Source organism: Serratia sp. LTN-2, from assembly GCF_059740205.1.
The window spans coordinates 108,066-132,395 of record NZ_JCAXDO010000005.1 but is presented as its reverse complement, the minus strand read 5'-3'; the positions used below and the strand labels follow the sequence as shown (position 1 = coordinate 132,395).

The following is a 24,330-nucleotide window of genomic DNA, read 5'->3' as shown; positions in this document are numbered from 1 at the left end:
GTCTTACTCTATCCCGTGGGCTAATGCAGATAGAACCGCAACTGGAAAAGACTGCCGGAGCTTGCGGGAATGCCCGCTGATCAAATGAAGCTCAAACCAGTTGCGCCAATGGAAATTTTTCGAGCGCGCATGATAGACGCTGAATGCCGGAATTGAAAGCCGATCCGGCCCAGATGCCGCGTTTTTCATCATGATAGCGACAAATGACCCTGTGATGACAGTGTTATTTCCCTCTGAAATCATCACAAAGATTAATGATATTGGCGAATTCTGGTTAAAAATGACCTGACGCAATATTTGATCCTGATCGGTTCCGCATAATGAAACGCGATATTCTGAGGGGCCGCTACCATGGACAAATTACTTGACCGCTTTTTCAACTACGTCTCTTTCGACACCCAGTCCAAAGCGAACGTAAAGCATGTGCCGAGCACCGACGGGCAGTTGAAGCTGGCGCGCGCGTTGCAGCAGGAAATGATCGCGCTCGGTTTCGAGCGGGTGTCGCTCAGCGAACACGGCTGCGTGATGGGCACCTGGCCGGGCAACGTCGCCTGGCCGGTGCCGGCGGTCGGCTTTATCGCCCATCTGGATACCTCGCCGGATTTCAGCGGCAAGCACGTTAATCCGCAGATCGTCGAGAACTATCGCGGCGGCGACATTGCGCTGGGCATCGGCGATGAGGTGTTGTCGCCGGTGATGTTCCCGATCCTGCATCAGATGCTGGGGCAGACGCTGATCACCACCGACGGCAAAACGTTGTTGGGTGCCGATGACAAGGCCGGCATCGCCGAGATCCTCACCGCCATGGCGCGCTTGCGCGCGCGCAAAATCCCGCACGGCGACATTCGCGTGGCCTTTACCCCGGATGAAGAGGTGGGCAAGGGGGCGCAGCTGTTCGACGTCGCGGCCTTCAATGCCGAATGGGCCTATACCGTGGACGGCGGCGGCGTCGGTGAGCTGGAGTGCGAAAACTTCAACGCCGCCTCGGTGACGATCAAAATCCTTGGCAACAGCGTGCACCCCGGCAGCGCCAAGGGCGTGATGGTCAACGCGCTGTCGTTGGCCACCCGCATTCATCAGGCGCTGCCGGCGGACGAAGCGCCGGAAACCACCGAAGGTTACCAGGGCTTTTATCACCTCAGCAGCATCAAGGGCAGCGTAGAGCGTGCCGAAATGCACTACATCCTGCGCGACTTCGAGCGTGAAGGGTTCGAGGCGCGCAAGCGCAAGATGGTGGACATCGCCCGCGAGGTCGGCAAAGGCCTGCCGCGCGATTGCTATATAGAAGTGAGCATCGAAGACAGCTATTACAACATGCGCGAACAGGTGGCGGAGCACCCGCACGTGATCGCGCTGGCGCAGCAGGCGATGCGCGATTGCGACATCGAACCGGTGATGAAACCGATCCGCGGCGGCACCGACGGCGCGCAGCTGTCGTTCCGCGGCCTGCCGTGCCCGAACCTGTTCACCGGCGGCTACAACTACCACGGCAAGCACGAGTTCGTGACGCTGGAGGGCATGGAGCAAGCGGTAGCGGTAATCATGCGCATCGCGGCGCTGGCCGCCGAGCGGGCGCGGTAAACGCCTTCGTTCCCCGGCCGGCTTGCGCCGGCCCGCATTCCCTTTTCTGATACGCCCGGCGGGCTCAGCGTGCCCGCCGTTCTCTTGTCGTTCCCTGCCTCATTGTTGTCCCCTTCACCATACAACCCGTGGTGAGGGAATCCCGTTATCCTTCGATATAGAATGCTGGTTATGCATACAGTCTTCTGTGTGCTCAATCGGTTTACAGCTTCGGTGCGGTGAGCCCAGTGGCCAGGGAATGCTGGGGGAATGAGCGCTGTTAACCGCCATCAAACAGGACGTAAGAGGGTAACAATCATGGCAGAAGAAAAGAAAAATGCTCAGGTGATTAACGGCGTTAACGAAGATATTGCCGAACTGAAATCGCTGTCTACGCTGCGCCAGCGCGTGATCAGCGACGGTGAAATCGTCTCCAAATCGGCCAACGGTTTTCGGCTGGCAAATGGCAACACCGGCGTGATGCTGCGTAACGATGGTGAGGCCTTCTACTTACTGACAACCCCGGCTGGGCAAGCTCAAAACGGGCAATGGAACACCTTGCGCCCTTTCGCTTTCAGCCTGGCTTCCGGCAGGGTTGCACTCGGCAACGGCGTTGATATTTCCGGTGGTGCGATGGTATCGCATAATGCGGGTATTCGGGCGGTTATAACTGGGCCAGCGCCGCTGATTAATGGGCAAATGTACTCTGCGCCTCCGGTATATACCGATTTCACCAGCGGTAACACAACCACCACCATGATGATGGGCTCACGGGTTGTCGCCGGTAAAGAAGACTACGGTTTACTTTCTTACCGGGATTGGCAAGGGAACTGGAACGAGCTGCAAGTGAGAGCGAATAGCGAGCTTTCTGTCGGGCAGTTGGTAAAGCGCAACGCCCACGGTTGGATCGTGGCCGCAGGTAATTTCGACACTAACAATAATGCCGATCGTATTACTAACGCGATGCGTATACAGGGCAAGGGCGATCTGTTTGCCGACTTTTATCATTATGAACGCATCGGTCAGCACCACTTTGTGGGGCTGCATGTGGCTAACGGCGGGGCGCAAGGATGGTATGAATTCCGCAACGACGGCCACGCCTACGCCAACGGCGCCTGGAACAGCAGCTCCGACGCCCGCATGAAAACGGACATCACCCAAATCGAAGGCGCATTGGACAAGCTGGCCAATATCGGTGGTTACACCTACCTCAAACAGGGCGTGCCGGAAGCCGGGGTGATTGCACAGGAAGTAGAGAGCGTATTGCCGCAGTCGGTAACCCAAACCGAATTGAAGCTCAACGACGGCAGCGTGCTGAAGGATGCGCGGGGCATCAATATCAACGGTGTGGTGGCGCTGCTGGTTGAGGCGCTTAAGGAAGAGCGAGCGGCCCGAGAAAGGCTGGAATCGCGGTTGGCGGCGTTGGAAGGCATGATTTCCAGCCAATAACGATAATAAAACGGCGATTTATTCAATCTCTCCAAGCCGGGAATCAAATTGAGAACTCAGCGACTCGGAAATATTTTTGCGTGTCGACGTTTGCCAGACCGGGAATAAATCGCCTTCAGTGCATCTGATGGAATAGTAATATCCAGGAGAAAATAATATGCCACAGGAACTGAATGGCCATGGTCCTACCGCCGGAGATTATATGGGCGGCAGCGGCGATAATCTCAATGCTCGACCTGATGGTTCGACGCCAGGCGGCTCGAACGGTAATGGCGGCAGAGACAGTAGCAGCAGCGGGAACTCCCGAGAGGCTGCGAAGCAACGACAGGTCAATGCCATCAAAAATGACCCTAGCGTCAAGAGTATACTGGGTAGTTTGCTGAAAATAAGACGAGCCCTTGCACCTTATGCCTCAGTATCTTTGACGGGGTTGGATGATAGTGGCAGATTGCAGATTCAGGTAAGTGACGTTCGCGCTGTTGATGAAATAGGTGTGCGTAACGCATTAAAGTCTGAGCCACAATTAAAAAATGTCATTGGTTTTGATTTTAATAAATCTGGAGTGACCGGTTTTGTCGGTCATATTGATACTGGCCATAAGATCGGTAATTATCAGAGCGCACCCAACGGGAACAATAATGGTAACAATTCTACCGCTGAAGATAAGGTGTCATTAGCCACCTATTCCGAGATGCTTAATGGAAAAATCCCACCGGGTTTCTGGCTTGATAATAATAGGGTGATGACTGAAATTACAGAACGGTATGAGATCAACGGAGGCGGAAAAGGGAGCGATCGCACAGGTTACCGGCAACGTAATGTCGAAGTGTCTTCTTTGACCTCGGCCTACCAACAATTTAAACAGGTAGAACGAGAAGTGGCCGAAGAGGCCCGTAAAGCTGAGGAAGCTCGTAAGACTGAAGAGGCCCGCAAAGCCGAAGAAGCTCGCAAGGCCGAAGAGGCTCGCAAAGCCGAGGAAGCCCGTAAGGCTGAAGAGGCCCGCAAGGTGGAAGCCGCCAGAAAAGCGTTGTTCGCCAAAGCGGGTATTATGGACGCTCCGGCGTATACGCCGGAAAAGCTAAAAGCGGCCAATGCGGCGCTGGCGGCGGCAGGCGCCATGGTGCTCAACCGTGCGCCCGCGATGCTGCAGACGTCGGTAATCGGGCAAGGCGTGATGACGACCACGAGCGAACTGGCCGGTTGGGCAGCGAGCGCGTCGTGGCGGGCAGCCTACGAAATTGGCAGTATACGCGCCGGCACTGTGGTCGCCGCCGGATCGGTGCTGGGGGCTTTTGCCCTTGGTTTCTACCCGACGGAGGTCGGTGCAGGGAGCGACCGGGTACCCGGGCGGGATGTCAATTTGTTTGCCCTCCAGGCGAGCCTGGCTGCAGCGGGCCGGGCGACCATTCAGCCCGGCATGACCTCGGTCGATTTGCCGGTGCGCGGGTTTATCACCACCGACGACGACGGGAGACAGAGCGTCAACTTTGTCAGGACGGGGGTTGGCGGCGTATCGCCGAGCGTGCCGGTATTCAGACCCGTTCGCGATGAGCTGACAGGGCTGGACAAAATCACGCTGCCAGCAGTGGCGGGCGCACCGGCCAGAACGATACTGATCAACCCGGTGCCGACTGGGCCGGCTGCGCCGGCGCATACCGGCAACGGCTCACCGGGGCCCAAATCGCCAGTGCATACCGGCACCGGCATCAGGCAGGCGGACAGCATCGTGGTCACCACCTTCCCGGCGGATGTGGTGCAGGATCTGCAAGACTTTATCTTGTGGCAGCCGGATGCGCTGGAAACCGGGGTTGAAGCTGTCTATGTGATGGTGCGCAGTCCGAGATATACTCCGGGTAAAGTGAGCGGCAAAGGACAGCAAGTGGGAGACGGCTGGTTGAATTCAGCAGGTCAGGAACTGGGTTCCCCGGTTCCCCGTCAGATTGCGGACAAACTGCGTGGGCGGGAGTTTGCGAGCTTTGATTCTTTCAGAAGTGCTTTCTGGAAAGCAGTGGCCGCAGATCCTGAGTTAAGTAAACAGTTTGGTTCTGATGACATGGAGCGTTTGAAACTGGGTCGAGCCCCAACAGTCAGGTTTAAAGATTCAGTAGGTAAAAGAGTTAAGTATGAGATTCATCACTGGGACGAAGTGGCGAAAGGTGGGGAAGTTTACAATGTCGATAACCTTAATGTGGTGACACCTAAGCGACATATCGAAATTCATAAAGGAAAGTAAGATGACGATTAAAAATATTTCTGACTTTACAGAGAATCAATTTATTGATTTTGTAAGGAGGATAAAAGAAGCCGATTTTCCTACAGAAGCAGAGCATGATGATGCTATTTATCAATTTAGCCAGTTAACGGAACACCCCGATGGCTGGGATCTCATCTATCATCCGGTTTCTGGTGCGGATAACTCAGCGGAAGGGGTAACTAAGACAGTTAAGGAATGGCGTGCCAAGAACGGGAAGCCTTGCTTCAAACAAGGGTAACCGTGTCTAATCGTCTTATGATGATTAAACTGCAATGAGCATTTCAGCTGCGCCCAGCAAACTAGCGTTTGTTGGGCGTTTTTCGTATTTAATCAGCTCGATTAACTATTTGAAGGTGCTGCGCAGTCTAAAGTAAACACCGGGTAAAGTGAGTGGCAAGGGACGGATGGCTGGTTGCATAAAGCTGATCTGGAACTGGTTTCTCTGGCTCCAAGCCAAATCGCCAGTGCATACCGGCACCGGCATCAGGCAGGCGGACAGCATCGTGGTCACCACCTTCCCGGCGGATGTGGTGCAGGATCTGCAAGACTTTATCCTGTGGCAGCCGGATGCGCTGGAAACCGGGGTTGAAGCTGTCTATGTGATGGTCAGTGATCCGCTGGACTCGGGGCGTTTTACGCGTCAGCAACTGGATAAAAAGTACAAGCACGCGAGTGATTTTGGTATTGCGGACACCAGAAAAAACAGAGAGACTCTGACTCAATATCGCGATGCGATCGAGGCTCATTTGAATGATAGGGATACGGTAGAGAAAGGGACTTATAGACGAGAAAAAGGATCTAAGGTGTTTTTCAATCCTAACACAATGAACGTTGTTGTTTTAAAAGAAAACGGCGATTTCTTATCAGGGTGGAAGATAAATCCAGACGCAGATAACGGTAGGATATATTTAGATACGGGGGATTTATGAATCGGATGGCAATTATTGATCTGGCTAAGAGTTTTCTAAGTAAAGAGATCGGGGCATTGGAGTTCTCCGAAAAAATATGTGTAGAAAGACGTATGCTCTATGGGGTTAAGGATCAGGATAGAGACGTTATGAATTGTGGGGAAGAGCTGTTTATGATAGCTGAAGTTTACAACCCTGATTCAGAACGTACTGACTATGAACTTGATGATGCCGGATTGCGTGTTGCAGTTATAACGGCACTGGAAAAATTCAATTTTATCTGAACAATTATTAGAATAGGTGCTCTCGTAGATTTGAACTTATCTGAGTATTAGGGACGCTAGAAAGAACCGTCTACATAGTGACAGAATAGTTAACAAAAGTGACCCTTACACAGAAGGCCGTATGGAATAATACTCATACTGCTACGCTTGAAGACTATAGAATAAATGAAAAGGAACAGGCGCTTTATACAGATGGGGCCCTACAAGCCGCATATGAACAGGCGATGAAAGATGCTATGGGAGGAAAGAAATAATGCCTTTAAAAGATATGGTTAAAAATGAAAGTGTAGAAGATGTACTAACTTTTTTGGGGCCGACCTCTGATTACCGTAAATTGGATCGGCTATATACCTATAATCGCTTTGATGCAATTTCCAGTGGGGAGCTCTCTTCTACTTACGATGCATTATTCCAAAAAGGGGTGCTTCAAGATCAAAATGGAAAAGTAGTGAAAGGCCCCAATTGGAAAGAGCCGAAATTCGTAGCCGAGAAAAAATACGGTATCGAATAGCTATAGTTATGGTCTGATTAGTGTATTTTTAACCCCCAGCAAACGAAAGTTTGTTGGGGGTTTTCTTTTGGTGATGTACCGGGCAGAACGATACTAATAAACCTAGTACCGACCGGGTCGGCACCGGCATTAGGCAGCTGGATGCGCTGGAAACCGGGGTTGAAGCTGTCTATGTGATGGTCAGTGATCCGTTGGACTCGGGGCGTTTTACGCGTCAGCAACTGGATAAAAAGTACAAGCACGCGAGTGATTTTGGTATTGCGGACACCAGAAAAAACAGAGAGACTCTGACTCAATATCGCGATGCGCTCGAGGCCCATTTGAATGATAAGGATACGGTAGAGAAAGGGACTTATAGACGAGAGAAAGGGGCTAAGGTGTTTTTCAACTCAAGAACAAATAATGTCGTTGTGCTTGATAAAGATGGGGTGTTTATATCAGGATGGCATTTAACGCCAAGAACCCCACAGTATAATGGCTATATAAATACAGGAGTTTTATGATGAGTATGAAATTAATAGAAATAGCAAGGGAGCTTGTAAGCTCAAAGTTAACTGCCGATGATTTTGAGTCGCAATTCTTCACAATATGGAAGGAGGAAAGCAACTCAGGACAGCTAGCGAAGGATAGCCAGCGTGTTGGCGAATGCGCGTCAGAGCTTTTCATTCTTGCTGACTGTTATACAGCTCAGCCGAATCGTAGAGAAAGTGAGCTAGACGCTGATGGATTAAAAAAGGAAGTGAAGGATACTCTGGAGCGTTTCCACCTTCTTTGATTTTTAATTCTAAGATTAGCGATATACGCTAAGCAGTTTTATATCGATGGTGCTTTAATCTCCGAATGGAAGATGGATCCAACAGAAGAAAATGGGGAGATATATCTGGATGCGGTGGTTTTATGAGCGGAGTGAGACTTCATTCTTGCTGACTGCTATAATCCTGCGCCTGATCGAGCGGAGTCTGAACTGGACGAAATTGAATTGAAGAAAGAAGTAATTACTGTTCTTAATAAATTTTATTTTATCTGAATATGGGTTTAACGAATAGTAAAAAGATCTGTCAGAATTTTTAGTGAAAATAAAACCGATGCCCAATAGACGAGAGTCTATTGGGCATTTTCTTTTTTTCACGGTGATAAGGAAGTGAAGAGCTAATTCAATGCCGGTTGCTCGGTTGCCCAGCAAGGTCCAGCATCAGGCAGGCGGACAGCATTGTGGTCACCACCTTCCCGGCGGATGTGGTGCAGGATCGGCAAGACTTTATCCTGTGGCAGCCGGTTGCGACGGAGATTGGCGTAGAGGCCATCTATGTGATGGTGAGTAAGCCCTAGGGTGAAACCAACGCCAGGGGCAAATACAGCGGTCGTGAATACAACACCAATAACGCTGGAGGCCCCATTCAGAATCTGGATTGGAAAGGGGCCAGCATCGACCGTGCCGGCGTGGATAAAGTAAAACTGCATACTGGGCGTTTTACAGAGTCAGACGCTAACAAAGTGATGATCGGCCGCCTGGAAAAGATCCTGAAGGGAGAACTGCACCCCACCGATACTGACAGGCGGTTTTATACACATGAGATCAGAGAATTGGAGCGTTATCGCAATTTGGGTATTAGAGATGGCTCGGTGCCAGATAATCAAGGGGAAGTGTGGAATAATACGCATACTGCGACGTTGGAAGATTATCAATTAGGCAACAGCGAGGCTTTGCTCTATACGCAGGAGGCTTTAGACGCTGCTGAACAACAAGAGTTGAGGATGCTAAAATGATTGATTTAGAACGCTTGGCAAAAGAAGAAAAAATTTCTGACGTCATTGCCTTTTTGGTGAGAAATGAGGATGGGTTTGGTTATCCCCAAATGGATCGATTCTTTAGCCGCCATAATTTTACAGTAATTGGGAATGGTGAATTCAGGCGGGTGTTCGAACAGTTACGTCAGAATGGCGTGATTGAATGGGGTGACAAAATGCTTGTTAAAAAAGGTCCCAATTGGAAAGAGCCGAAATTCGTAGCCGAGAAAAAATACGGTATCGAATAGCCGTGGTTATGGTCTGATTCGTGCTTCTTTAACCCCCGGCAAACGAAATTTTGTTGGGGGTTTCTTTTTTGGCTGGTGGGGGCGCCATAACGCAAGCCTTTATGCCGGGTGGCTAAAGTAGCGGCCCTCGCTTTTTTGTCGCCTGGGTTAACGTGCGGATACTGTAGGTAAAACGGGACGCTTGCGATCGGCATAATCGCTTGCCGCAACAAGGCGTTGCTCATAGTGTGGAAGCCTATTCCCCACGCATAAGGACCGCATGATGAGCACCGAATACCGCATCGCCAGCCCGCATTTGGCGCAGTTCGTTCAGGCGATTTGGCGCCAGGCCGGCAGCACGGCGCGTGAAGCCGAGCTGGTGGCCGACCATCTGGTGCAGGCCAATCTGGCCGGGCACGACTCGCACGGCGTCGGCATGATCCCCAGCTACATGGCGTCGTTGGCGCAGGGGCAATTGCAGCTTAATCAACATGCCGAGGTGGTGCGCGACGCCGGCGCAGTGCTGACGCTCGACGGCGCACGCGGCTTCGGTCAGGTGGTGGCCAGCGAAGCGATGGCGCTGGGCATTGAGCGCGCCGGCGAGCTGGGTCTGGCGGCGGTGGCGCTACACAACGCACACCATATCGGCCGCATCGGCCATTGGGCGGAACAGTGCGCCCGCGCCGGTTTCATCTCGATTCACTTCGTCAACGTGGTGGGCGATCCGATGGTGGCGCCGTTTGGCGGCAGCGATCGCCGCTTCGGCACCAACCCGTTCTGCGCCATTTTCCCGCGGCCGGGCCGCACGCCGCTGCTGTTGGACTTCGCCACCAGCGGCATCGCTTTCGGCAAGACGCGGGTGGCCTATAACAAAGGGTTGGCGGTGGCGCCGGGCTATCTGATCGACGAACACGGTCAGCCGACCACCGAGCCGAAAGTGATGCACGAAGCGCCGTTCGGTTCGCTGCTGCCGTTCGGTTTGCACAAAGGCTACGCGCTGGCGGCGATGTGCGAAATCCTCGGCGGCGCGCTCTCCGGCGGCCGCACCACCCATGACGCTACGCTGAAAGCCGACAGCGACGCCATCTTCAACTGCATGACGACCCTGATCCTCGATCCTCAGGCTTTCGACGCCCCGCAAATGCAGGCCGAAGCCGAAGCGTTTATCGGCTGGGTCAAAGCTTCGCCGCCGAGCGGCGAACAGCCGATTGCGGTGCCGGGAGAGTGGGAGGAGGCCAACCGCGCGGCGCGGCTGGAGCGGGGCATTCCGATCGACGCCACGACCTGGCAGCAGATTTGCGCTGCGGCGGCGCAGGCCGGCATGACGGCGGGGGAACTGGCGGATTATCGCGCGCAGGCGCGGCAGGCATAAAAAAAGCCACCCGAAGGGTGGCTTGTTCGCGTGACGGCAATCAGTCGTTAAAGTACCAATAGCCGCTGTTGACCAGCGCGGTCAGCAGTGCCAGGAACGACGGATCGTCCACCGCGTCGCCGAGCAGGGCGGCGTCGACGCTGAAGTGCTGGCACAGGGCGTCTGCGGCCTGCAGCTGGTCGGTGTCGATCAGCTCGCCGTTGACGAAGCAGCGATCGCCGATGCGCAGCACGCGCAACCCGCCCAGGCGCTGCAGGGCTTCACCCTGTTGCAGCAGTTCGTAGATTTCCCCGGCCTGATACGGTGGCTCCGGCGGCGCCAGATCCAGCTCGTGGCGCGACTGGGAGATAAACTCGCCGAACCAGTGCTGGAAGTGTTCCGGCTGTTGCACCAGATCCAGCATCATCTGCCGTAAGGCGTCCACTTCCTGCGGCAGGATCTCCGCCGGGTGTTCGCGCAGTGTAACGTCCGGATCGCCGTAGCGCTTGCTGCCCAGCTCGCGTGCCAGCACGTAGTCGGCGAAGCCGCTCACCAGCTCGCGGCCGTTCGGCGCGCGGAAGCCCACCGAGTAGTTGAGCGCGTTTTCCAGCGCGTAGCCTTCATGCGGGAAGCCCGGCGGAATGTAGAGAATGTCGCCCGGCTCCATCTCTTCGTCGATGATGGCGTCGAACGGCTCCACCTGCAGCAGATCCGGGTGCGGGCAGTGCTGTTTCAGCGGCGTTTTTTCCCCAACGCGCCAGCGACGGCGGCCGGTACCCTGAATGATGAACACGTCGTACTGATCGAGGTGCGGGCCGACGCCGCCGCCCGGCACCGAGAAGGAGATCATCAGGTCATCCATCCGCCAGTCCGGCAGTTGGCGGAACGGGCGCATCAGCGCGGCGGAAGGCTCATGCCAGTGGTCCACCGCCTGCACCAGCAGCGACCAGTTGTTTTCGCTCAGGTGGTCGAAGCTCTCGAAGGGGCCGTGCGCAACCTGCCAACGGCCGTCCTGGTGGCTGACCAGACGGCTGTCCACTTCGTTTTCCATCGCCAGCCCGGCCAGCTCATCCGGGGAGATCGGATCGATAAAGTTTTTGAAGCCGCGCTTCAGAATCACCGGACGCTTTTGCCAATAACGTTGCAAAAAATCGTTCCAGTCCAGATCTAATTGATAATCCATGTTCTATTCCAGGATAGAGGAGTGAGCCTGAGTGCGATTATAACGGAAGTTTGGCCCCGTGGATCGGGGCCGCAGAGGCATAATTTACTCGTTGTGGTGGGTGTCGTGCTGGCGGGCGAAGGTAACCTGCATGCGCGCGCCGCCGAGCGGGCTGTCGCTGATGACGATTTCGCCGTCGTATTGCTCGATGATCTCCGCCGCCACCGACAGGCCAAGGCCCTGGCCGGGCCGCAGGGTATCCACCCGCTGGCCGCGCTGGAAGATCAGCTGGCGCTTGCTTTCCGGGATGCCCGGGCCGTCATCGTCGATAACGATGGTGAGGTTTTTCTCGGAGTGCAGCGAGGTGATTTCCACGAACTCCAGGCAGTATTTGCAGGCGTTTTCCAACACGTTGCCCATCACTTCCATAAAGTCGTTCTTCTCGCCCATAAAGGTCACTTCCGGCGAGATGTCCAGCGTGATCACCACCCCTTTGCGCTGATAAACCTTGTTCAGCGCCACCACCAGGCTGTCGAGCAGCGCCGGCACCGAGTGGATCTCGCGCGTCAACACCGTCTGGCCGGAGTTGATGCTGGCCCGGTGCAGGTAGTAACCGATCTGCTGCGAGATGCGCCCGATCTGATCCAGCATGATCGGCTCGGCTTCTTCGATGGTGGTCTGCTTGCCGCTGCGCAGTGAACGCAGGGTGCTTTGCAGCACCGCCAGCGGCGTTTTCAGGCTGTGGGTCAGATCCGACAGGGTGGTGCGATATTTGGTGTAACGCTGGCGTTCGTTGCGCACCAGAATGTTCAGATTGCGCACCAGCCCGCGCAGCTCGCTGGGCGGATTCTCATCCAACTGATCGCGCTCGCCGTTCTCCAGCTCGCCCACCTGATTGACCAGCGCCTTGATCGGCCGCAGGCTCCAATAGGCCGCCAGCCACAGCAGCGGCACCACCAGCAGCAGGTTGGCCAGCAGCACATAGCTGAACCACTCCCACACCACGTCGGAGCGCTGCAGCTCTTGCGGAATGCTGTCGACCACCACGATGGTCAGCGCCGGCAGCCGTGCCGTCGCGGCATAGGTGTTGACCGCCACCGAGTGGGTCAGCGCATTCTGATCGGTATCATCATAATTCTTCAGCTGATCCTGCGCTTTGGGGTTGTCCCCCAGCACTTCGCTACTGATGCGGGTATCGGTGTCAATTTCGTAGAAGCCGGACTCCTCCAGCCACTCTTTGTTGATCAGCTTCTCCAGCTCCGGCACCTTGCGCTGGCTCCACAGCAGGTTGCCTTTATCGTCGTAGATAAACACCAGCGTGGGGAAGTTGAGATCGATGTCGGGGGGAATGGCGATGGTGAGCTTGTTGTCTTTCCACTGCGCCAGGCTGAAGAACAGGTTGCTTTCGCCGCGCAGCAGGCGGAAGGCGGTTTTATCGAAGCTGACGATATAGCCGACGACCGCTACCAAACCGTAAGAGAGCGACAGCGCCAGGATCACCCCGGCGGTCGCCATCAGGAAACGGGCGCGTAGCGAAAACGGTTTTTTATTCTTGTTGAACATCATGTTCACTTCGCGTCAAAACGATAGCCCTGGCCACGTACCGTGGTGATCACTTCATGCGGGTATTCCGCCTGCACCTTCTTGCGCAAGCGGCCCATCAGCACGTCGATGGTGTGGCTTTCGCGCAGTTCGGCGTCAGGGTAGAGCTGCAGCATCAACGAATCCTTGCTCACCACCTTGCCGGCGTTGCGAATCAGGGTCTCGATGATGGTGTATTCAAAAGCGGTCAGCTTGATTTGCTGATCGTTGACGCTCAGTTCGCGGCGCGACAGATCGATCTGGAACGGCGGCAGCACGATCACCTGCGAGGCCAGGCCGCTGTTGCGGCGCATCAGCGCCTGCATGCGGGCGATCACTTCTTCCAGGTGGAACGGCTTGGTGACATAGTCGTCGGCGCCGGCTTCCAGCACCGCCACTTTGTCCTGCCAGCTTTCGCGGGCGGTCAGCACCAGGATCGGCAGCTTGGTCTGGTGCGCGCGCCAGCGGCGGATCAGGCTCAGGCCATCTTCACCCGGCAGGCCGAGATCGACGATGGCGATATCCGGCGCATGCTCCTGCAGGAAATAATCGGCTTCTTTGGCGTCTTCCGCCGCGTCAACCTGGTGACCCATCTCGCGCATCTGAACGGAAAGGTGGTGGCGCAGCAAACCATTATCTTCAACAACCAGTACTCGCATGGCGAACTCCTGAGACTATGCGGGTGAACATCCTGTCACCCACGCGATAAAAAGGAACACGCTCTGCGGCGTGTCAGGGGATAGCGCGCGGTCACCTGAACCATTTTGGCAAAAAGTGCTGAGGCTATGGTAGGTATAACCCGCCCGGCCCGCAAGAGAGCCGAAGCAATGTATTAAAATAAGCGCTATCAATTTGTTCGCCGCCATTATCGACAAGTTCTGATAAACGTCGGATAAACAGCGGCGGGGCAACGTTAAACGCAACTTAAACACGTCGGGCATTATCGACAGGAGAAAGTATGAACCGGCGCGCTTGAAAAGCTTTAAAGGTACTAATAAGGTATTATTAATGTGTCGGCACACTTTTCAGGAGCGAAGGATGAAGCAGTTAACCCAGGCAGAACGCGTAGCGGGCGCACTTTACGGACAGATGCTGGGCGACGCGCTCGGCATGCCTTCCGAGCTGTGGCCGCGCGAGCGGGTTAAGCGCCACTTCGGCTGGATAGACGGCTTTCTCGATGGGCCGGCGGAGAACTCGGCCGCCTGTTACTTCAAGGCCGGGCAATATACCGACGATACCGCGATGGCGTTGGCGCTGGCCGATGCGCTGCTGGAAGCGGAAGGTGAGGTCGTGCCGGCGCTGATCGCCCGCAACGTAATCCGCTGGGTGGACAGTTTTGATGCTTTCAACAAGAACATTCTCGGCCCCAGTTCCAAACTGGCGTTGAGCGAGCAGAAAGCGGGAACGCCGATCGCCGAGTTGGAAAACAACGGCGTCACCAACGGCGCGGCGATGCGCATTTCGCCGTTGGGCTGCGTGCTGCCGTCCGCACCGCTGGAGGATTTCTGCCGGCAGGTGTGGCTGGCCTCCAGCCCGACGCACAAATCCGACATCGCCGTCGCCGGTGCGGTGGCGATCGCCTGGGCGGTTGCGCGGGCGGTAGAGGGCGCGGATTGGGCCTCGATTCGCCAGGCGTTGCCGGACGTAGCGGAATATGCCCAGCGCCGCGAAGAAACGACCTTCAGCCCCTCGCTGGCGGCACGCATTGAGCTGGCGTTTCAGGTGGTGGATGAGGCAGGCGATCCCGAGCAGGCCTCCGAGCGGGTGTATCAGCTGATCGGCGCCGGGGTGAGCACCATCGAGTCGGTGCCGGCGGCGCTGGCGATGGTGCAGCTGGCGCACACCGATCCTACCCGTTGCGCCATGCTGTGCGCCAACCTGGGCGGCGATACCGACACCATTGGCGCGATGGCCACGGCGATTTGCGGCGCGCTGCACGGCGCCGAAGCGATGGACCCTGCGCTGCTGGCCGAGTTGCGGCGGGTGAACCCGCTGGACGTCGAGGCTTATGCCCAGGCGTTGGTGCGTTTTCGCCGTCGGCGGCAGGGCGAAGCGTCAACGAGCTAACTTTCGCTGGTAAACTCGTACATGTCGCTGCGGCAGAAGCTCTCGCTGTATTCGATCGGCTTTTTATGGTGGTCGAACAGCGTCTGGCGCACGATCAGCAGCGGCATCGGTTCTGACAACAGCAGCGCCTGACGGGTCTCGTCGTCGGCCATCGCCGCGCTGACCTGGCTGCGCAGCGATCCCATCCCCACGTTATTGCGCCGGAAGTAGTCGTACAGCGAGATGCCGATCTCGTCGACGTTGGCAATCGCCGCCGTCACCACGTAGGACACCGCCACCGACATCGGCCGTCGATCGATAAAGTGAATGCGTTTGAGTTGGTAGATCGGCGTTCCGGCCGCCAGTTGGAGCTTTTCCGCCAGTTCGACGCTGGCCGGAACCCGTTCGCGGCTGATCCATTGCGTATCCGGCCGGCGCCCCTGCGATATCACCTCGCCCGAGAATCCTTTGACGTCCGCCAACGAATAGCACAGCTTCGGCTCGGGCCGCTGCGGTTGAATAAAGGTGCCGTAACCGCGCGAACGGCCGATGATGCCGTCCTGCTCCAGACAAGCCAGCGCTTTGCGCACCGTGATGCGCGAGATGCCGAGCTGTTCGGTGAACAGGCGCTCGCTGGGCAGGAAGTCCCCCGCGTTCAGCAATCCTTGCTCGATGGCCTGGCGCACCGAGGCGTTGAAGCGCAGATACAGCGGCATCGCGCCCGCGCTGGCCAGATCTCGCTGCAGTTTGTCCAGCAGGCGCTGGTTGGTCTCCTTGCTCATAGCCGTCCTGTAGCCTCAATGCGATGGCTTATTTAAGGGGATTTCGCCGGGCAGCGCAACCGCCGCCGCCGAGGGTGTGAAATGAGGTAGAGTAGAGTGCCATCGCCCCGAGTTCGGAGAAACAGATTGCCCATGAGCGACAACCCATCCTACATGCACGACGCGGCGATCCTGGCCGCCTTCGCGCAGCAGCGTCAGCAGGGCCTGACCCGGCGTTCGGCGCTGCATCAGGCCCTGCTGCAACTGATCGCCGCCGGGGAGCTGGCCTGGCGAACCCAGTTGCCGCCGAGCCGCGCGTTGGCGGCCCGGCTGGCGGTGGCGCGCGATACGGTGGAGCAGACCTACGCGCGGCTGGAGGCGGAGGGCTACATCAGCCGGGCGGTGGGGCGCGGCAGCTTTGTTCGCTACCGTTGCGACACGCTGCTCGGCCGTGAACTGTTGGCGACGGCGGCGGGGCAAGAGGCGCAGCTGGCGGAGCGCGAGCTGAGCGATCGCGGCCGGGCGCTGCTGGCGGTCAGCCATACGCCGCATACCAACCGCCAGGCGTCGCTGACGCCTTCGCTGGCGGATCTGCGGGCGTTTCCCATCGACGCGTGGCTGCAGTGGGAAAAGCAGGCGCTGCGGCGGCACGGCGAGCGGCTGTTGGGCTATGCCGATCCGCAGGGGCTGCCGGAGCTGCGCGCGGAGATCGCGCTCTATTTGCAGCGGGAGCGGGGCGTCAAGGCGTCGGCGGAGCAGGTGATCGTGGTGACCAGCTCGCAGCAGGCGCTGGCGCTGTGCACCCAGGTGCTGTTCGATCCCGGCGATGCGGTGTTCGTCGAAGAGCCGGGTTACCAGGGGGCGAAAAAGCTGGTGCAGTCGGCGGGTCTGCAGGCGCGGCCGATCGGCATCGATGAACAGGGGCTGGATGTCGGGCAATTGACGCGCGCGCCAGGCGGCGGGCGAGGCGTTTACATCACGCCGTCCCATCACTATCCGCTGGGGTATTCGCTGAGTCTCGAGCGGCGTCTGGCGCTGTTGCAGTGGGCGCAGCGCCGGCGGGCCTGGATCATCGAAGACGATTACGACGCCGAGTTCAACTACGACCGACAAACCAAGGCGGCGCTGCAGGGGCTGGACAGCGGCGGGCGCACGCTGTACATCGGCACCTTCAGCAAGACGTTGTTTCCGGGGCTGCGCATCGGTTTCATGATCGCGCCGCCGCAGCTGGTGCGCCCGCTGGTCGCCGCCAGGCAGTTTCAGGACGGCTACACGTCGGCGCTGGCGCAGATGACGCTATTCCACTTTCTGCATGAGGGTGGTTACGCCGAGCATCTGCGCAATATGCGCACGCTGTACAAGGCAAGGTTGGATGTGTTGTACGGCGCGGTACTCCGGTATCTCGCGGCCTGGACGCGCCCGGCGCTGCCGCAGGGCGGCCTGCAGCTGGTTTGCCCGTTGGCGGATGCGGCGACGGAGCGACGGCTGGTGGCGGCCGCTGCCGAACGGGGAATGCGGCTGTACGGCCTGGCGGACTTTTACACCGGTGCGCCGCAGCGCGGGGCGCTGGTGCTCGGTTTCTCGGCCTATACGCCGGATGAGATCGTGCGCTTTATCGCCGCGCTGGCGCAGGTGTTCAACGCGCTGCCGGTGGAAAGCGACGGCTAGCATTGGTCTGCTCTTTGTTTTGAATTGGTCCGTGTTGCGCCGCCGTCGCGCGGTGTATTCTGCCGCTATCCGATTGTTTCCCTAATGGAAATAATATCTTAACCCCGTGAGGCGCTATGAATCCATCAAACCCTGAAGTGACTATCCGCAGAATCAATGGCGATGACAAAGCGCAATGGCTGGCGCTGTGGCAGGGCTATCTCGACTTTTACCGCGCCGACGTGGCGCCGCAGGTGACCGATCGCACCTTTGAACGTCTGGGGCAGGATGAACAGGTGTTCGGGCTGGTGGCGGAGGATGCCGAAGGCCGGCTGTTGGGGCTGATGAATCTGGTGTTCCACCCGTCCACCTGGAGCGCGGTCGGCTATTGTTATATCGAAGATCTCTATGTGTCGCCGCAGGCGCGCGGCCATAAGGTGTCGGAAAAACTGTTCGAGCAGGCGTATCGGCTGGCGGAGGCGCGCGGCAGCGATCGGGTGTATTGGATGACCCAGGAGTACAACGCGCCGGCGCGCTCGCTGTACGACAAAATCGGCAGAAGAAGCTCGTTTATCGTGTATACCCGTTAACCGCAGGAGGCGTGTATGGCAATGAATCGTTATGGTCAGCCGGTTGGCGAACCGATGCCGGATTGGCAACCGGCTCGCCGCCCGGGCGGCGCGACGCTCGGCGGGCGTTTCTGCTCGCTGGCGCCGCTCGAGCCGCAGCGGGATTACGCCGCGCTGTTTGAGGCGTTTCAGCAGGCGCCGGACGGCCGTGACTGGACCTATCTGTCTATCGAACGGCCCGACACGCCGGCGGCGATGCTGCAGCATCTGGAGACGCTGCAGGCCAACCCGACGCTGGTCAATCTGACGGTGTTCGACGCCGCCAGCGACGCGCCGGTGGGGACGGTGGCGCTGATGCGCATCGACGAGGCCAACGGCGTGCTGGAGATTGGCCACGTCAGCTGGTCGCCGTTGATGAAACAACGCTCCAGCGCCACCGAGGCCATCGCGCTGCTGCTGCGCTACGCCTTCGACACGCTGGGCTACCGCCGCTGCGAGTGGAAGTGCGACAGCCACAACGCGCCGTCCCGCCAGGCCGCGCTGCGCTTCGGCTTCCGTTATGAGGGCAATTTCCGTTTTGCGGTGATCGTCAAAGGGCGCAGCCGGGATACCGACTGGTTCGCTATCACCGCTGACCGTTGGCCGGTGGTGCGGCAGGCGCTGGCGCGTTGGCTGAGCGCGGACAACTTCGATGCGCAGGGGCAGCAGATCGCCCGGTTGCAGGTGCTGCGCGGCGAATAATAAGCAAAAAGGCGGCCCGCGGGCCGCCTTTTTATCGGGCTGAAGCGCTTACTTCAGCTCGTCGACCATGGTGGTGGCGCGGCCGATGTAGTTGGCCGGGGTCATCGCCTTCAGACGGGTTTTCTCTTCTTCCGGCAGCGCCAGGCCGTCGATGAACGCCTGCATGCCGGCGGCGTCCACGCGCTTGCCGCGGGTCAGCTCTTTCAGCTTCTCGTAAGGCTTCTCGATGCCGTAGCGGCGCATCACGGTCTGGATCGGCTCGGCCAGCACTTCCCAGTTGTGATCCAGTTCGTCCAGCAGGTGCGCCTGGTTCACTTCCAGCTTGCTGATGCCCTTCAGGGTGGACTGATAGGCGATCAGCGCATAGCCCAGGCCCACGCCCAGGTTACGCAGCACGGTGGAGTCGGTCAGGTCGCGCTGCCAGCGGGAAACCGGCAGTTTGCCCGCCAGATGGCCCAGCACGGCGTTGGCCAGGCCCAGGTTGCCTTCGGAGTTTTCGAAGTCGATCGGGTTGACCTTGTGCGGCATGGTGGAGGAGCCGATTTCGCCGGCGATGGTCTTCTGCTTGAAGTGGTTCAGGGCGATGTAGCCCCAGATGTCGCGGTCGAAGTCGATCAGGATGGTGTTGAAACGCGCCACGCAGTCGAACAGTTCGGCGATGTAGTCATGCGGCTCGATCTGAGTGGTGTACGGGTTCCAGGTGATGCCGAGCGAGGTGACGAACGCCTCGCTGAACTGGTGCCAGTCCACTTCCGGGTAAGCGACGATGTGGGCGTTGTAGTTGCCGACCGCGCCGTTGATTTTACCCATGATCTCCACGCGCTCCAGCTGGCGGTACTGGCGCTCCATGCGGTAAGCCACGTTGGCGAACTCTTTGCCGACGGTCGACGGGGTCGCCGGTTGGCCGTGGGTGCGCGACAGCAGCGGGATATCGCGATATTCCAGCGCCAGCCCTTTCAGCGCGTCGATGATTTTGCGCCAGTAAGGCAGCACCACGTCCTGACGGGCGCTTTGCAGCATCAGCGCATGCGACAGGTTGTTGATGTCTTCGGAGGTGCAGGCGAAGTGGATGAACTCGGACACTGCGTGCAGCGCAGGCACCGCCGCCACTTTTTCCTTCAGGAAATACTCGACCGCTTTCACGTCGTGGTTGGTGGTGCGCTCGATGGTTTTGATGCGCTGAGCGTCTTCTTCGTTGAATTCCGCGACGATTTTGTCGAGGAAAGCGTTTGCGTCGGCGTCAAAAGCGGGAACTTCCTTGATTTCTGCGCAGGCCGCCAGTTTTTGCAGCCAACGTACTTCAACCTGTACGCGGAATTTCAGCAGACCGTATTCGCTGAAAATGGGGCGCAGTGCGCTGACTTTATCACCGTAGCGTCCATCAACGGGGGAAACGGCGGTCAGTGAGGATAATTCCATCGGTAGCAACTCCTGGGATCGATTAACAATGAGCAACGATATTTTGCGCCTGCTTGAACAGACGATTACGGGAAAACATTAACTGCAGGCGGCTGCCGCCGACCTGTTGCCACAGCACGGCGGCGCGAATGCCGGCCAGCAGTGCAGCGCGAACCTTGGCCTGCACCTGCGGGTTCTGCAGGATGGCCGGTGAGCCGGTCACCTGGATGCGCGGCCCGAGCGGGCTGACCACGTCGACGTAAATGCCGGCCAGCGCGCTGATGATGGTGTCCGACTCCAGATCGAAATGCGCCAGTTGGCGTTCGAGCTGGCCGAGGCGTTCGCCGAGCGTGTTCATCGCCTGTTTGTTGGCGTTGAGCTTGCGCTCCAGCACCATCAGGCTGATGGTATAGCGGGTCAGTTCCGCGCCCGGCCCTTTGTTGTTGGCGTTAAGCACGCCCATCAGGGTTTCGAGGCCGACCATCAAATGGCGTTCTTCACCGCCGAACACCGCCAGCGTGGAGGGCGGGTCCATCTGCAGCAGGCTTTTCAACGAGGTCTGAAACGCTTCGCGGTTGCATTGCCCTTCATGGGCCAGCTGCTGAACCAAGCGCGCCGCCTGGCTGATACCCGCCATGGCCAGCGTGATGTCATAATAATTCTTCGCCACGATTACTCCTGTAAACGCTGTGAACGGTACATGGCTTACTGCATAAGGTTGTGTGTATCGCCAGGGTAACGGCGGCGGCCGCGAACGGGAACGATCGGGCGTGGCTGTAACAACGATGACAACGAATGCCGCGGATCATGCCATAAAATCGAGGGTAAACCCAGCGTCTAATACGCCTGCGATGAGGCGGATGCGCCATGCGGCGCAGAACTGCGCAAATAGGCGGCGAAAATCGCCGGCGCGGCGGCGCGAACTTATTGTTGCGGCGGCAAATAAAGTGCGGCGGCTGCATCTATACTGCCAACGTGAACCCTCAAATAAAGACCTTTATATGCACGTGAAAAACAAGCAGCCGTTGCCGGCGGTGACGCTGGCGGCCATCGGCGTGGTGTATGGCGATATCGGCACCAGCCCGTTGTATACCCTGCGCGAATGCCTGACGGCAGAGGAGGGCATCACCATGACGCCGGCCTCGATCTACGGTTTTTTATCGCTGATTTTCTGGCTGCTGACGCTGGTGGTGTCGATTAAATACATCTGTTTCGTGATGCGCGCCGACAACGACGGCGAAGGGGGCATTCTGACGCTGATGTCGCTGGCGATCCGCAAGCTGGATGCGCGCTGGGTACCGGCGGCGGTGCTGATCGGGCTGGTGGGCGGCAGCTTCTTTTACGGCGATGGGGTCATCACTCCGGCCATTTCGGTGCTCTCGGCCATCGAAGGGCTGCAGATTATCGCCCCCGAGCTGGACAGCTTCATCGTGCCGCTGTCGCTGCTGGTGTTGACCGCGCTGTTCGCGATCCAAAAGCACGGCACCGGCAGCGTCGGCAAACTGTTCGCCCCGGCGATGGTCATCTGGTTCCTGACGCTGGCGCTGCTGGGCATCGGCGGCATTCTGCAGCACCCCGGCGTGCTGCGGGCGCTGAACCCTTACTGGGCGGTGAATTTCTTCCTCGAGTACAAGGCGGTGTCGTTCTTCGCGCTGGGCATGGTGGTGCTGTCGGTCACCGGTGCCGAAGCGCTGTACGCCGACATGGGCCACTTCGGCAAAAAACCGATCCGCCTGGCGTGGTTTACGCTGGTGGCGCCGGCGCTGGTGCTTAACTATTTCGGCCAGGGGGCGCTGCTGCTGGCCAATCCGGCGGCGATCAACAACCCGTTCTTCCTGCTGGCGCCGACCTGGGCGCTGATCCCGCTGTTGGTGATCGCCACGCTGGCGACGGTGATCGCCTCGCAGGCGGTGATCTCCGGCGTCTTCTCGCTGACGCGCCAGGCGGTGCGGCTGGGCTATCTGCCGCCGATGCGCATCATCTATACCTCCGATCAGGAGTCCGGGCAGATCTACATCCCGGTGGTGAACTGGCTGCTGTTCGCGGCGGTGTTGATCGTGATTATCAGCTTCAAACACTCCAGCAACCTGGCCTCGGCTTACGGCATCGTGGTGACCGGCACCATGCTGCTGTCGTCGATTCTGTTGAGCATCGTGGCGGTGAAAAACTGGGGCTGGCCGCGCTATCTGGGCGGGTTGATGCTGCTGGTCATGCTGTGCATCGACGTGCCGCTGTTCGGCGCCAACCTGATCAAGCTGGCGACCGGCGGCTGGCTGCCGGTGGCGCTGGGGTTGACCATTCTGCTGATCATGCTGACCTGGAAGACCGAGCGTTCGCGCCTGATCCGCCGGCTGCGCGACAATCAGGAGGGGTTGACCGCACTGATCGAATCGCTGGAGAAGGCGCCGCCGAAACGGGTGCCGGGCACCGCCGTATTTATGGAGCGCACGCCGCATGCGGTGCCGCTGGTGCTGTTGCATAACCTGAAGCACAACAAGGTGTTGCATGAGCGCGTGGTGCTGCTGACCATCGTCACCACCGACATGCCGTACGTACACAACGTGCAGCGGGTGACGATCGAACAGCTGTCGGCGAGCTTCTGGCGGGTGGTGGCGAGCTACGGCTGGCGCGAGACGCCCAACGTGACGGACATTCTTTACCGCTGCGGGCTGGAAGGGATGAGTTTCACCATGAACGAGACCTCGTTCTTCATGTCGCGCGATACGCTGGTGCTGGGCAAACGGCCCTGGTATCTGCGCATTCGCGGCAAGGTGTTCCAGCTGTTGCAGCGCAACGCGCTGCGGGCGCCGGATCTGTTCGAAATCCCGCCGAACCGGGTGATCGAACTGGGGGCGCAGGTGGAATTTTGAATAAAAAAAACGCTGCGATAACGCAGCGTTTTTCGTTGCCGGCCAATTACGCCAGGCGCTGTTCGATGATGCCGCCGCCGAGGCAGATTTCGCCCTGATAGAACACGGCCGATTGGCCCGGAGTGACGGCGGAAACCGGCTCGTCGAAACGCACTTCGATGCGTTCATCGTCGAGCGGGGTCACGGTGCAAGGGATGTCCTGCTGGCGATAGCGGGTCTTCACCGTGCAGCGGAACGGGCCGCTCAGCGGCAGACGATCCACCCAGTGCAGCTGCTGCGCGATAAGGCCGGTGGACATCAGGCGCGGATGATCGTGCCCCTGCGCGACCACCAGCACGTTGTTGGCCACGTCTTTATCCACCACGTACCACGGGTCTTCGCTGCTGTCTTTCAGACCGCCGATGCCCAGCCCTTTGCGCTGGCCCAGGGTGTGATACATCAGGCCCTGGTGTTCGCCGACGGTCTGGCCGTCGACGCTGACGATTGGGCCCGGCTGCGCCGGCAGGTAGCGGCCGAGGAAGTCGCGGAACTTGCGCTCGCCGATAAAGCAGATGCCGGTGGAGTCTTTCTTCTTGGCGGTGACCAGCTCCAGCTGCTCGGCGATGCGGCGCACCTCCGGCTTCTCCAGCTCGCCGACCGGGAACAGGCTTTGCGCTACCTGCTCGTGGCTCAGGGTGTAGAGGAAGTAGCTCTGGTCTTTGTTGCCGTCGACACCGCGCAGCAGGCGGCTTTTGCCGTCCACGTCCTGGCGGCGCACGTAGTGACCGGTGGCGATGAAATCGGCCCCCAGATCTTCGGCGGCGAACTCCAGGAAGGCTTTGAATTTGATCTCTTTATTGCACAGGATGTCCGGGTTCGGCGTGCGGCCGGCCTTGTACTCTTCCAGGAACAGCTCAAACACGTTGTCCCAGTATTCCGCCGCAAAGTTCACCGTGTGCAGTTCGATGCCCAGCTTGTCGCAGACCGCTTGCGCGTCGGCCAGATCGGTCGCGGCGGAGCAGTACTCTTCGTCGTCGTCTTCTTCCCAGTTCTTCATGAACAGCCCAGCGACCTGATAGCCCTGTTGCTGTAACAGATAGGCGGTAACGGAAGAGTCGACGCCGCCGGACATACCGACGATTACTTTTTTCTGGCTGTTGTCTGACATGGGGATCTCACGAACTTGAACACGAACCGTGCTGATAAAAACAAGCGCAGGATTTTACCACGTTGGCCGCGCCGGC

27 protein-coding genes are annotated in these 24,330 nt (G+C 58.2%); 19 read left to right on the top strand and 8 right to left on the bottom strand.

Annotated features, from left to right (window positions below):
• Nucleotides 1-3 precede the first annotated feature (3 nt).
• On the bottom strand, nucleotides 4-294 hold the full coding sequence (locus tag AC6BYQ_RS12545) for a hypothetical protein (RefSeq protein WP_139285533.1): 291 nt from the start codon (nucleotides 292-294) through the stop codon (nucleotides 4-6).
• A 57-nt stretch (nucleotides 295-351) separates the two neighbouring features.
• Here AC6BYQ_RS12545 and pepT point away from each other — a divergent pair, with 57 nt between their 5' ends.
• The 14 genes from pepT (at nucleotide 352) to AC6BYQ_RS12475 (ending at nucleotide 10,353) form a co-directional block, all read left to right on the top strand.
• Nucleotides 352-1,581, top strand: a complete 1,230-nt coding sequence (gene pepT / locus AC6BYQ_RS12540) for a peptidase T (protein WP_019454794.1) — start codon at nucleotides 352-354, stop codon at nucleotides 1,579-1,581.
• A gap of 297 nt (nucleotides 1,582-1,878) precedes the next feature.
• Entirely contained in the window at nucleotides 1,879-3,009 is a 1,131-nt protein-coding gene (locus AC6BYQ_RS12535) for a tail fiber domain-containing protein (RefSeq protein ID WP_498056947.1), read from the top strand.
• Between the two features lie 157 nt (nucleotides 3,010-3,166).
• Nucleotides 3,167-5,242, top strand: coding sequence for an S-type pyocin domain-containing protein (locus AC6BYQ_RS12530; RefSeq protein WP_498056946.1), 2,076 nt, complete (start codon nucleotides 3,167-3,169; stop codon nucleotides 5,240-5,242).
• 1 nt (nucleotide 5,243) lies between these two features.
• On the top strand, nucleotides 5,244-5,501 hold the full coding sequence (locus AC6BYQ_RS12525; protein ID WP_498056945.1) for a bacteriocin immunity protein: 258 nt from the start codon (nucleotides 5,244-5,246) through the stop codon (nucleotides 5,499-5,501).
• A gap of 166 nt (nucleotides 5,502-5,667) precedes the next feature.
• Complete coding sequence (locus AC6BYQ_RS12520; RefSeq protein ID WP_498056944.1) at nucleotides 5,668-6,192, top strand: colicin D domain-containing protein; 525 nt, start codon at nucleotides 5,668-5,670, stop codon at nucleotides 6,190-6,192.
• A 5-nt stretch (nucleotides 6,193-6,197) separates the two neighbouring features.
• Nucleotides 6,198-6,455 carry a colicin immunity domain-containing protein gene (locus tag AC6BYQ_RS12515; RefSeq protein ID WP_498056943.1) on the top strand — a complete coding sequence of 86 codons (258 nt, stop codon included), beginning with the start codon at nucleotides 6,198-6,200 and terminating at the stop codon, nucleotides 6,453-6,455.
• A 253-nt stretch (nucleotides 6,456-6,708) separates the two neighbouring features.
• On the top strand, nucleotides 6,709-6,966 hold the full coding sequence (locus AC6BYQ_RS12510; protein ID WP_498056942.1) for an immunity protein: 258 nt from the start codon (nucleotides 6,709-6,711) through the stop codon (nucleotides 6,964-6,966).
• A 176-nt stretch (nucleotides 6,967-7,142) separates the two neighbouring features.
• Nucleotides 7,143-7,469 (top strand): colicin D domain-containing protein, encoded by a 327-nt coding sequence (locus AC6BYQ_RS12505; protein WP_498057025.1) that lies wholly within the window; start codon nucleotides 7,143-7,145, stop codon nucleotides 7,467-7,469.
• Entirely contained in the window at nucleotides 7,466-7,741 is a 276-nt protein-coding gene (locus AC6BYQ_RS12500) for a colicin immunity domain-containing protein (RefSeq protein ID WP_498056941.1), read from the top strand. The genes AC6BYQ_RS12505 and AC6BYQ_RS12500 overlap by 4 nt, the downstream gene beginning before the upstream one ends.
• 141 nt (nucleotides 7,742-7,882) lie before the next feature.
• On the top strand, nucleotides 7,883-7,993 hold the full coding sequence (locus AC6BYQ_RS12495) for a hypothetical protein (RefSeq protein ID WP_498057024.1): 111 nt from the start codon (nucleotides 7,883-7,885) through the stop codon (nucleotides 7,991-7,993).
• A gap of 137 nt (nucleotides 7,994-8,130) precedes the next feature.
• On the top strand, nucleotides 8,131-8,295 hold the full coding sequence (locus AC6BYQ_RS12490; protein WP_498056940.1) for an S-type pyocin domain-containing protein: 165 nt from the start codon (nucleotides 8,131-8,133) through the stop codon (nucleotides 8,293-8,295).
• A 111-nt stretch (nucleotides 8,296-8,406) separates the two neighbouring features.
• Nucleotides 8,407-8,733 (top strand): pyocin, encoded by a 327-nt coding sequence (locus AC6BYQ_RS12485; protein ID WP_498056939.1) that lies wholly within the window; start codon nucleotides 8,407-8,409, stop codon nucleotides 8,731-8,733.
• The gene (locus tag AC6BYQ_RS12480) at nucleotides 8,730-9,002 is read left to right on the top strand and encodes a hypothetical protein (protein ID WP_154747006.1); all 273 of its coding nucleotides are present in this window, start codon (nucleotides 8,730-8,732) and stop codon (nucleotides 9,000-9,002) included. The genes AC6BYQ_RS12485 and AC6BYQ_RS12480 overlap by 4 nt, the downstream gene beginning before the upstream one ends.
• Nucleotides 9,003-9,264: 262 nt before the next feature.
• Nucleotides 9,265-10,353, top strand: coding sequence for a malate/lactate/ureidoglycolate dehydrogenase (locus AC6BYQ_RS12475; protein WP_498057023.1), 1,089 nt, complete (start codon nucleotides 9,265-9,267; stop codon nucleotides 10,351-10,353).
• 40 nt (nucleotides 10,354-10,393) lie between these two features.
• Here AC6BYQ_RS12475 and AC6BYQ_RS12470 read toward each other — a convergent pair whose 3' ends face one another.
• The 3 genes from AC6BYQ_RS12470 to phoP all read right to left on the bottom strand — a co-directional run bounded on the left by AC6BYQ_RS12470 (nucleotide 10,394) and on the right by phoP (nucleotide 13,734).
• On the bottom strand, nucleotides 10,394-11,515 hold the full coding sequence (locus AC6BYQ_RS12470) for a ribosomal protein uL16 3-hydroxylase (protein WP_046899336.1): 1,122 nt from the start codon (nucleotides 11,513-11,515) through the stop codon (nucleotides 10,394-10,396).
• Nucleotides 11,516-11,599: 84 nt separating this feature from the next.
• Nucleotides 11,600-13,057: a two-component system sensor histidine kinase PhoQ gene (gene phoQ, locus AC6BYQ_RS12465; RefSeq protein ID WP_025160271.1), complete on the bottom strand. Its 1,458-nt coding sequence runs from the start codon at nucleotides 13,055-13,057 to the stop codon at nucleotides 11,600-11,602.
• A 5-nt stretch (nucleotides 13,058-13,062) separates the two neighbouring features.
• Nucleotides 13,063-13,734, bottom strand: coding sequence for a two-component system response regulator PhoP (gene phoP, locus AC6BYQ_RS12460; RefSeq protein ID WP_004941169.1), 672 nt, complete (start codon nucleotides 13,732-13,734; stop codon nucleotides 13,063-13,065).
• Between the two features lie 379 nt (nucleotides 13,735-14,113).
• Between phoP and AC6BYQ_RS12455 the strand changes: the two genes are divergently transcribed.
• The gene (locus AC6BYQ_RS12455) at nucleotides 14,114-15,142 is read left to right on the top strand and encodes an ADP-ribosylglycohydrolase family protein (protein ID WP_498056938.1); all 1,029 of its coding nucleotides are present in this window, start codon (nucleotides 14,114-14,116) and stop codon (nucleotides 15,140-15,142) included.
• Here the strand turns inward: AC6BYQ_RS12455 and AC6BYQ_RS12450 are convergent.
• Nucleotides 15,139-15,903, bottom strand: a complete 765-nt coding sequence (locus AC6BYQ_RS12450; protein ID WP_063919253.1) for a GntR family transcriptional regulator — start codon at nucleotides 15,901-15,903, stop codon at nucleotides 15,139-15,141. The genes AC6BYQ_RS12455 and AC6BYQ_RS12450 overlap by 4 nt on opposite strands.
• 132 nt (nucleotides 15,904-16,035) lie before the next feature.
• Between AC6BYQ_RS12450 and pdxR the strand changes: the two genes are divergently transcribed.
• The 3 genes from pdxR to AC6BYQ_RS12435 all read left to right on the top strand — a co-directional run bounded on the left by pdxR (nucleotide 16,036) and on the right by AC6BYQ_RS12435 (nucleotide 18,839).
• Complete coding sequence (pdxR, locus tag AC6BYQ_RS12445; protein WP_498056937.1) at nucleotides 16,036-17,550, top strand: MocR-like pyridoxine biosynthesis transcription factor PdxR; 1,515 nt, start codon at nucleotides 16,036-16,038, stop codon at nucleotides 17,548-17,550.
• A gap of 116 nt (nucleotides 17,551-17,666) precedes the next feature.
• Nucleotides 17,667-18,119, top strand: coding sequence for a GNAT family N-acetyltransferase (locus AC6BYQ_RS12440; protein ID WP_154747009.1), 453 nt, complete (start codon nucleotides 17,667-17,669; stop codon nucleotides 18,117-18,119).
• Between the two features lie 15 nt (nucleotides 18,120-18,134).
• Nucleotides 18,135-18,839, top strand: coding sequence for a GNAT family N-acetyltransferase (locus tag AC6BYQ_RS12435; RefSeq protein WP_498056936.1), 705 nt, complete (start codon nucleotides 18,135-18,137; stop codon nucleotides 18,837-18,839).
• 48 nt (nucleotides 18,840-18,887) lie between these two features.
• Here AC6BYQ_RS12435 and purB read toward each other — a convergent pair whose 3' ends face one another.
• Nucleotides 18,888-20,258 carry an adenylosuccinate lyase gene (purB, locus tag AC6BYQ_RS12430; RefSeq protein ID WP_019454805.1) on the bottom strand — a complete coding sequence of 457 codons (1,371 nt, stop codon included), beginning with the start codon at nucleotides 20,256-20,258 and terminating at the stop codon, nucleotides 18,888-18,890.
• Nucleotides 20,259-20,280: 22 nt separating this feature from the next.
• Nucleotides 20,281-20,907: a high frequency lysogenization protein HflD gene (gene hflD / locus AC6BYQ_RS12425; RefSeq protein WP_019454806.1), complete on the bottom strand. Its 627-nt coding sequence runs from the start codon at nucleotides 20,905-20,907 to the stop codon at nucleotides 20,281-20,283.
• Between the two features lie 331 nt (nucleotides 20,908-21,238).
• Between hflD and kup the strand changes: the two genes are divergently transcribed.
• Nucleotides 21,239-23,107 carry a low affinity potassium transporter Kup gene (gene kup / locus AC6BYQ_RS12420; protein ID WP_019454807.1) on the top strand — a complete coding sequence of 623 codons (1,869 nt, stop codon included), beginning with the start codon at nucleotides 21,239-21,241 and terminating at the stop codon, nucleotides 23,105-23,107.
• A gap of 46 nt (nucleotides 23,108-23,153) precedes the next feature.
• Here kup and mnmA read toward each other — a convergent pair whose 3' ends face one another.
• The gene (gene mnmA, locus AC6BYQ_RS12415) at nucleotides 23,154-24,254 is read right to left on the bottom strand and encodes a tRNA 2-thiouridine(34) synthase MnmA (protein ID WP_019454808.1); all 1,101 of its coding nucleotides are present in this window, start codon (nucleotides 24,252-24,254) and stop codon (nucleotides 23,154-23,156) included.
• Nucleotides 24,255-24,330 lie beyond the last annotated feature (76 nt).

Coding starts and splice junctions, on each gene's coding strand:
- pepT (WP_019454794.1), top strand. CDS start 352: ATGGACAAATTACTTGACCGCTTTTTCAACTACGTCTCTTTCGACACC.
- AC6BYQ_RS12535 (WP_498056947.1), top strand. CDS start 1,879: ATGGCAGAAGAAAAGAAAAATGCTCAGGTGATTAACGGCGTTAACGAA.
- AC6BYQ_RS12530 (WP_498056946.1), top strand. CDS start 3,167: ATGCCACAGGAACTGAATGGCCATGGTCCTACCGCCGGAGATTATATG.
- AC6BYQ_RS12525 (WP_498056945.1), top strand. CDS start 5,244: ATGACGATTAAAAATATTTCTGACTTTACAGAGAATCAATTTATTGAT.
- AC6BYQ_RS12520 (WP_498056944.1), top strand. CDS start 5,668: ATGGCTGGTTGCATAAAGCTGATCTGGAACTGGTTTCTCTGGCTCCAA.
- AC6BYQ_RS12515 (WP_498056943.1), top strand. CDS start 6,198: ATGGCAATTATTGATCTGGCTAAGAGTTTTCTAAGTAAAGAGATCGGG.
- AC6BYQ_RS12510 (WP_498056942.1), top strand. CDS start 6,709: ATGCCTTTAAAAGATATGGTTAAAAATGAAAGTGTAGAAGATGTACTA.
- AC6BYQ_RS12505 (WP_498057025.1), top strand. CDS start 7,143: ATGGTCAGTGATCCGTTGGACTCGGGGCGTTTTACGCGTCAGCAACTG.
- AC6BYQ_RS12500 (WP_498056941.1), top strand. CDS start 7,466: ATGATGAGTATGAAATTAATAGAAATAGCAAGGGAGCTTGTAAGCTCA.
- AC6BYQ_RS12480 (WP_154747006.1), top strand. CDS start 8,730: ATGATTGATTTAGAACGCTTGGCAAAAGAAGAAAAAATTTCTGACGTC.
- AC6BYQ_RS12475 (WP_498057023.1), top strand. CDS start 9,265: ATGAGCACCGAATACCGCATCGCCAGCCCGCATTTGGCGCAGTTCGTT.
- AC6BYQ_RS12470 (WP_046899336.1), bottom strand. CDS start 11,515: ATGGATTATCAATTAGATCTGGACTGGAACGATTTTTTGCAACGTTAT.
- phoQ (WP_025160271.1), bottom strand. CDS start 13,057: ATGTTCAACAAGAATAAAAAACCGTTTTCGCTACGCGCCCGTTTCCTG.
- phoP (WP_004941169.1), bottom strand. CDS start 13,734: ATGCGAGTACTGGTTGTTGAAGATAATGGTTTGCTGCGCCACCACCTT.
- AC6BYQ_RS12455 (WP_498056938.1), top strand. CDS start 14,114: ATGAAGCAGTTAACCCAGGCAGAACGCGTAGCGGGCGCACTTTACGGA.
- AC6BYQ_RS12450 (WP_063919253.1), bottom strand. CDS start 15,903: ATGAGCAAGGAGACCAACCAGCGCCTGCTGGACAAACTGCAGCGAGAT.
- pdxR (WP_498056937.1), top strand. CDS start 16,036: ATGAGCGACAACCCATCCTACATGCACGACGCGGCGATCCTGGCCGCC.
- AC6BYQ_RS12440 (WP_154747009.1), top strand. CDS start 17,667: ATGAATCCATCAAACCCTGAAGTGACTATCCGCAGAATCAATGGCGAT.
- AC6BYQ_RS12435 (WP_498056936.1), top strand. CDS start 18,135: ATGGCAATGAATCGTTATGGTCAGCCGGTTGGCGAACCGATGCCGGAT.
- purB (WP_019454805.1), bottom strand. CDS start 20,258: ATGGAATTATCCTCACTGACCGCCGTTTCCCCCGTTGATGGACGCTAC.
- kup (WP_019454807.1), top strand. CDS start 21,239: ATGCACGTGAAAAACAAGCAGCCGTTGCCGGCGGTGACGCTGGCGGCC.
- mnmA (WP_019454808.1), bottom strand. CDS start 24,254: ATGTCAGACAACAGCCAGAAAAAAGTAATCGTCGGTATGTCCGGCGGC.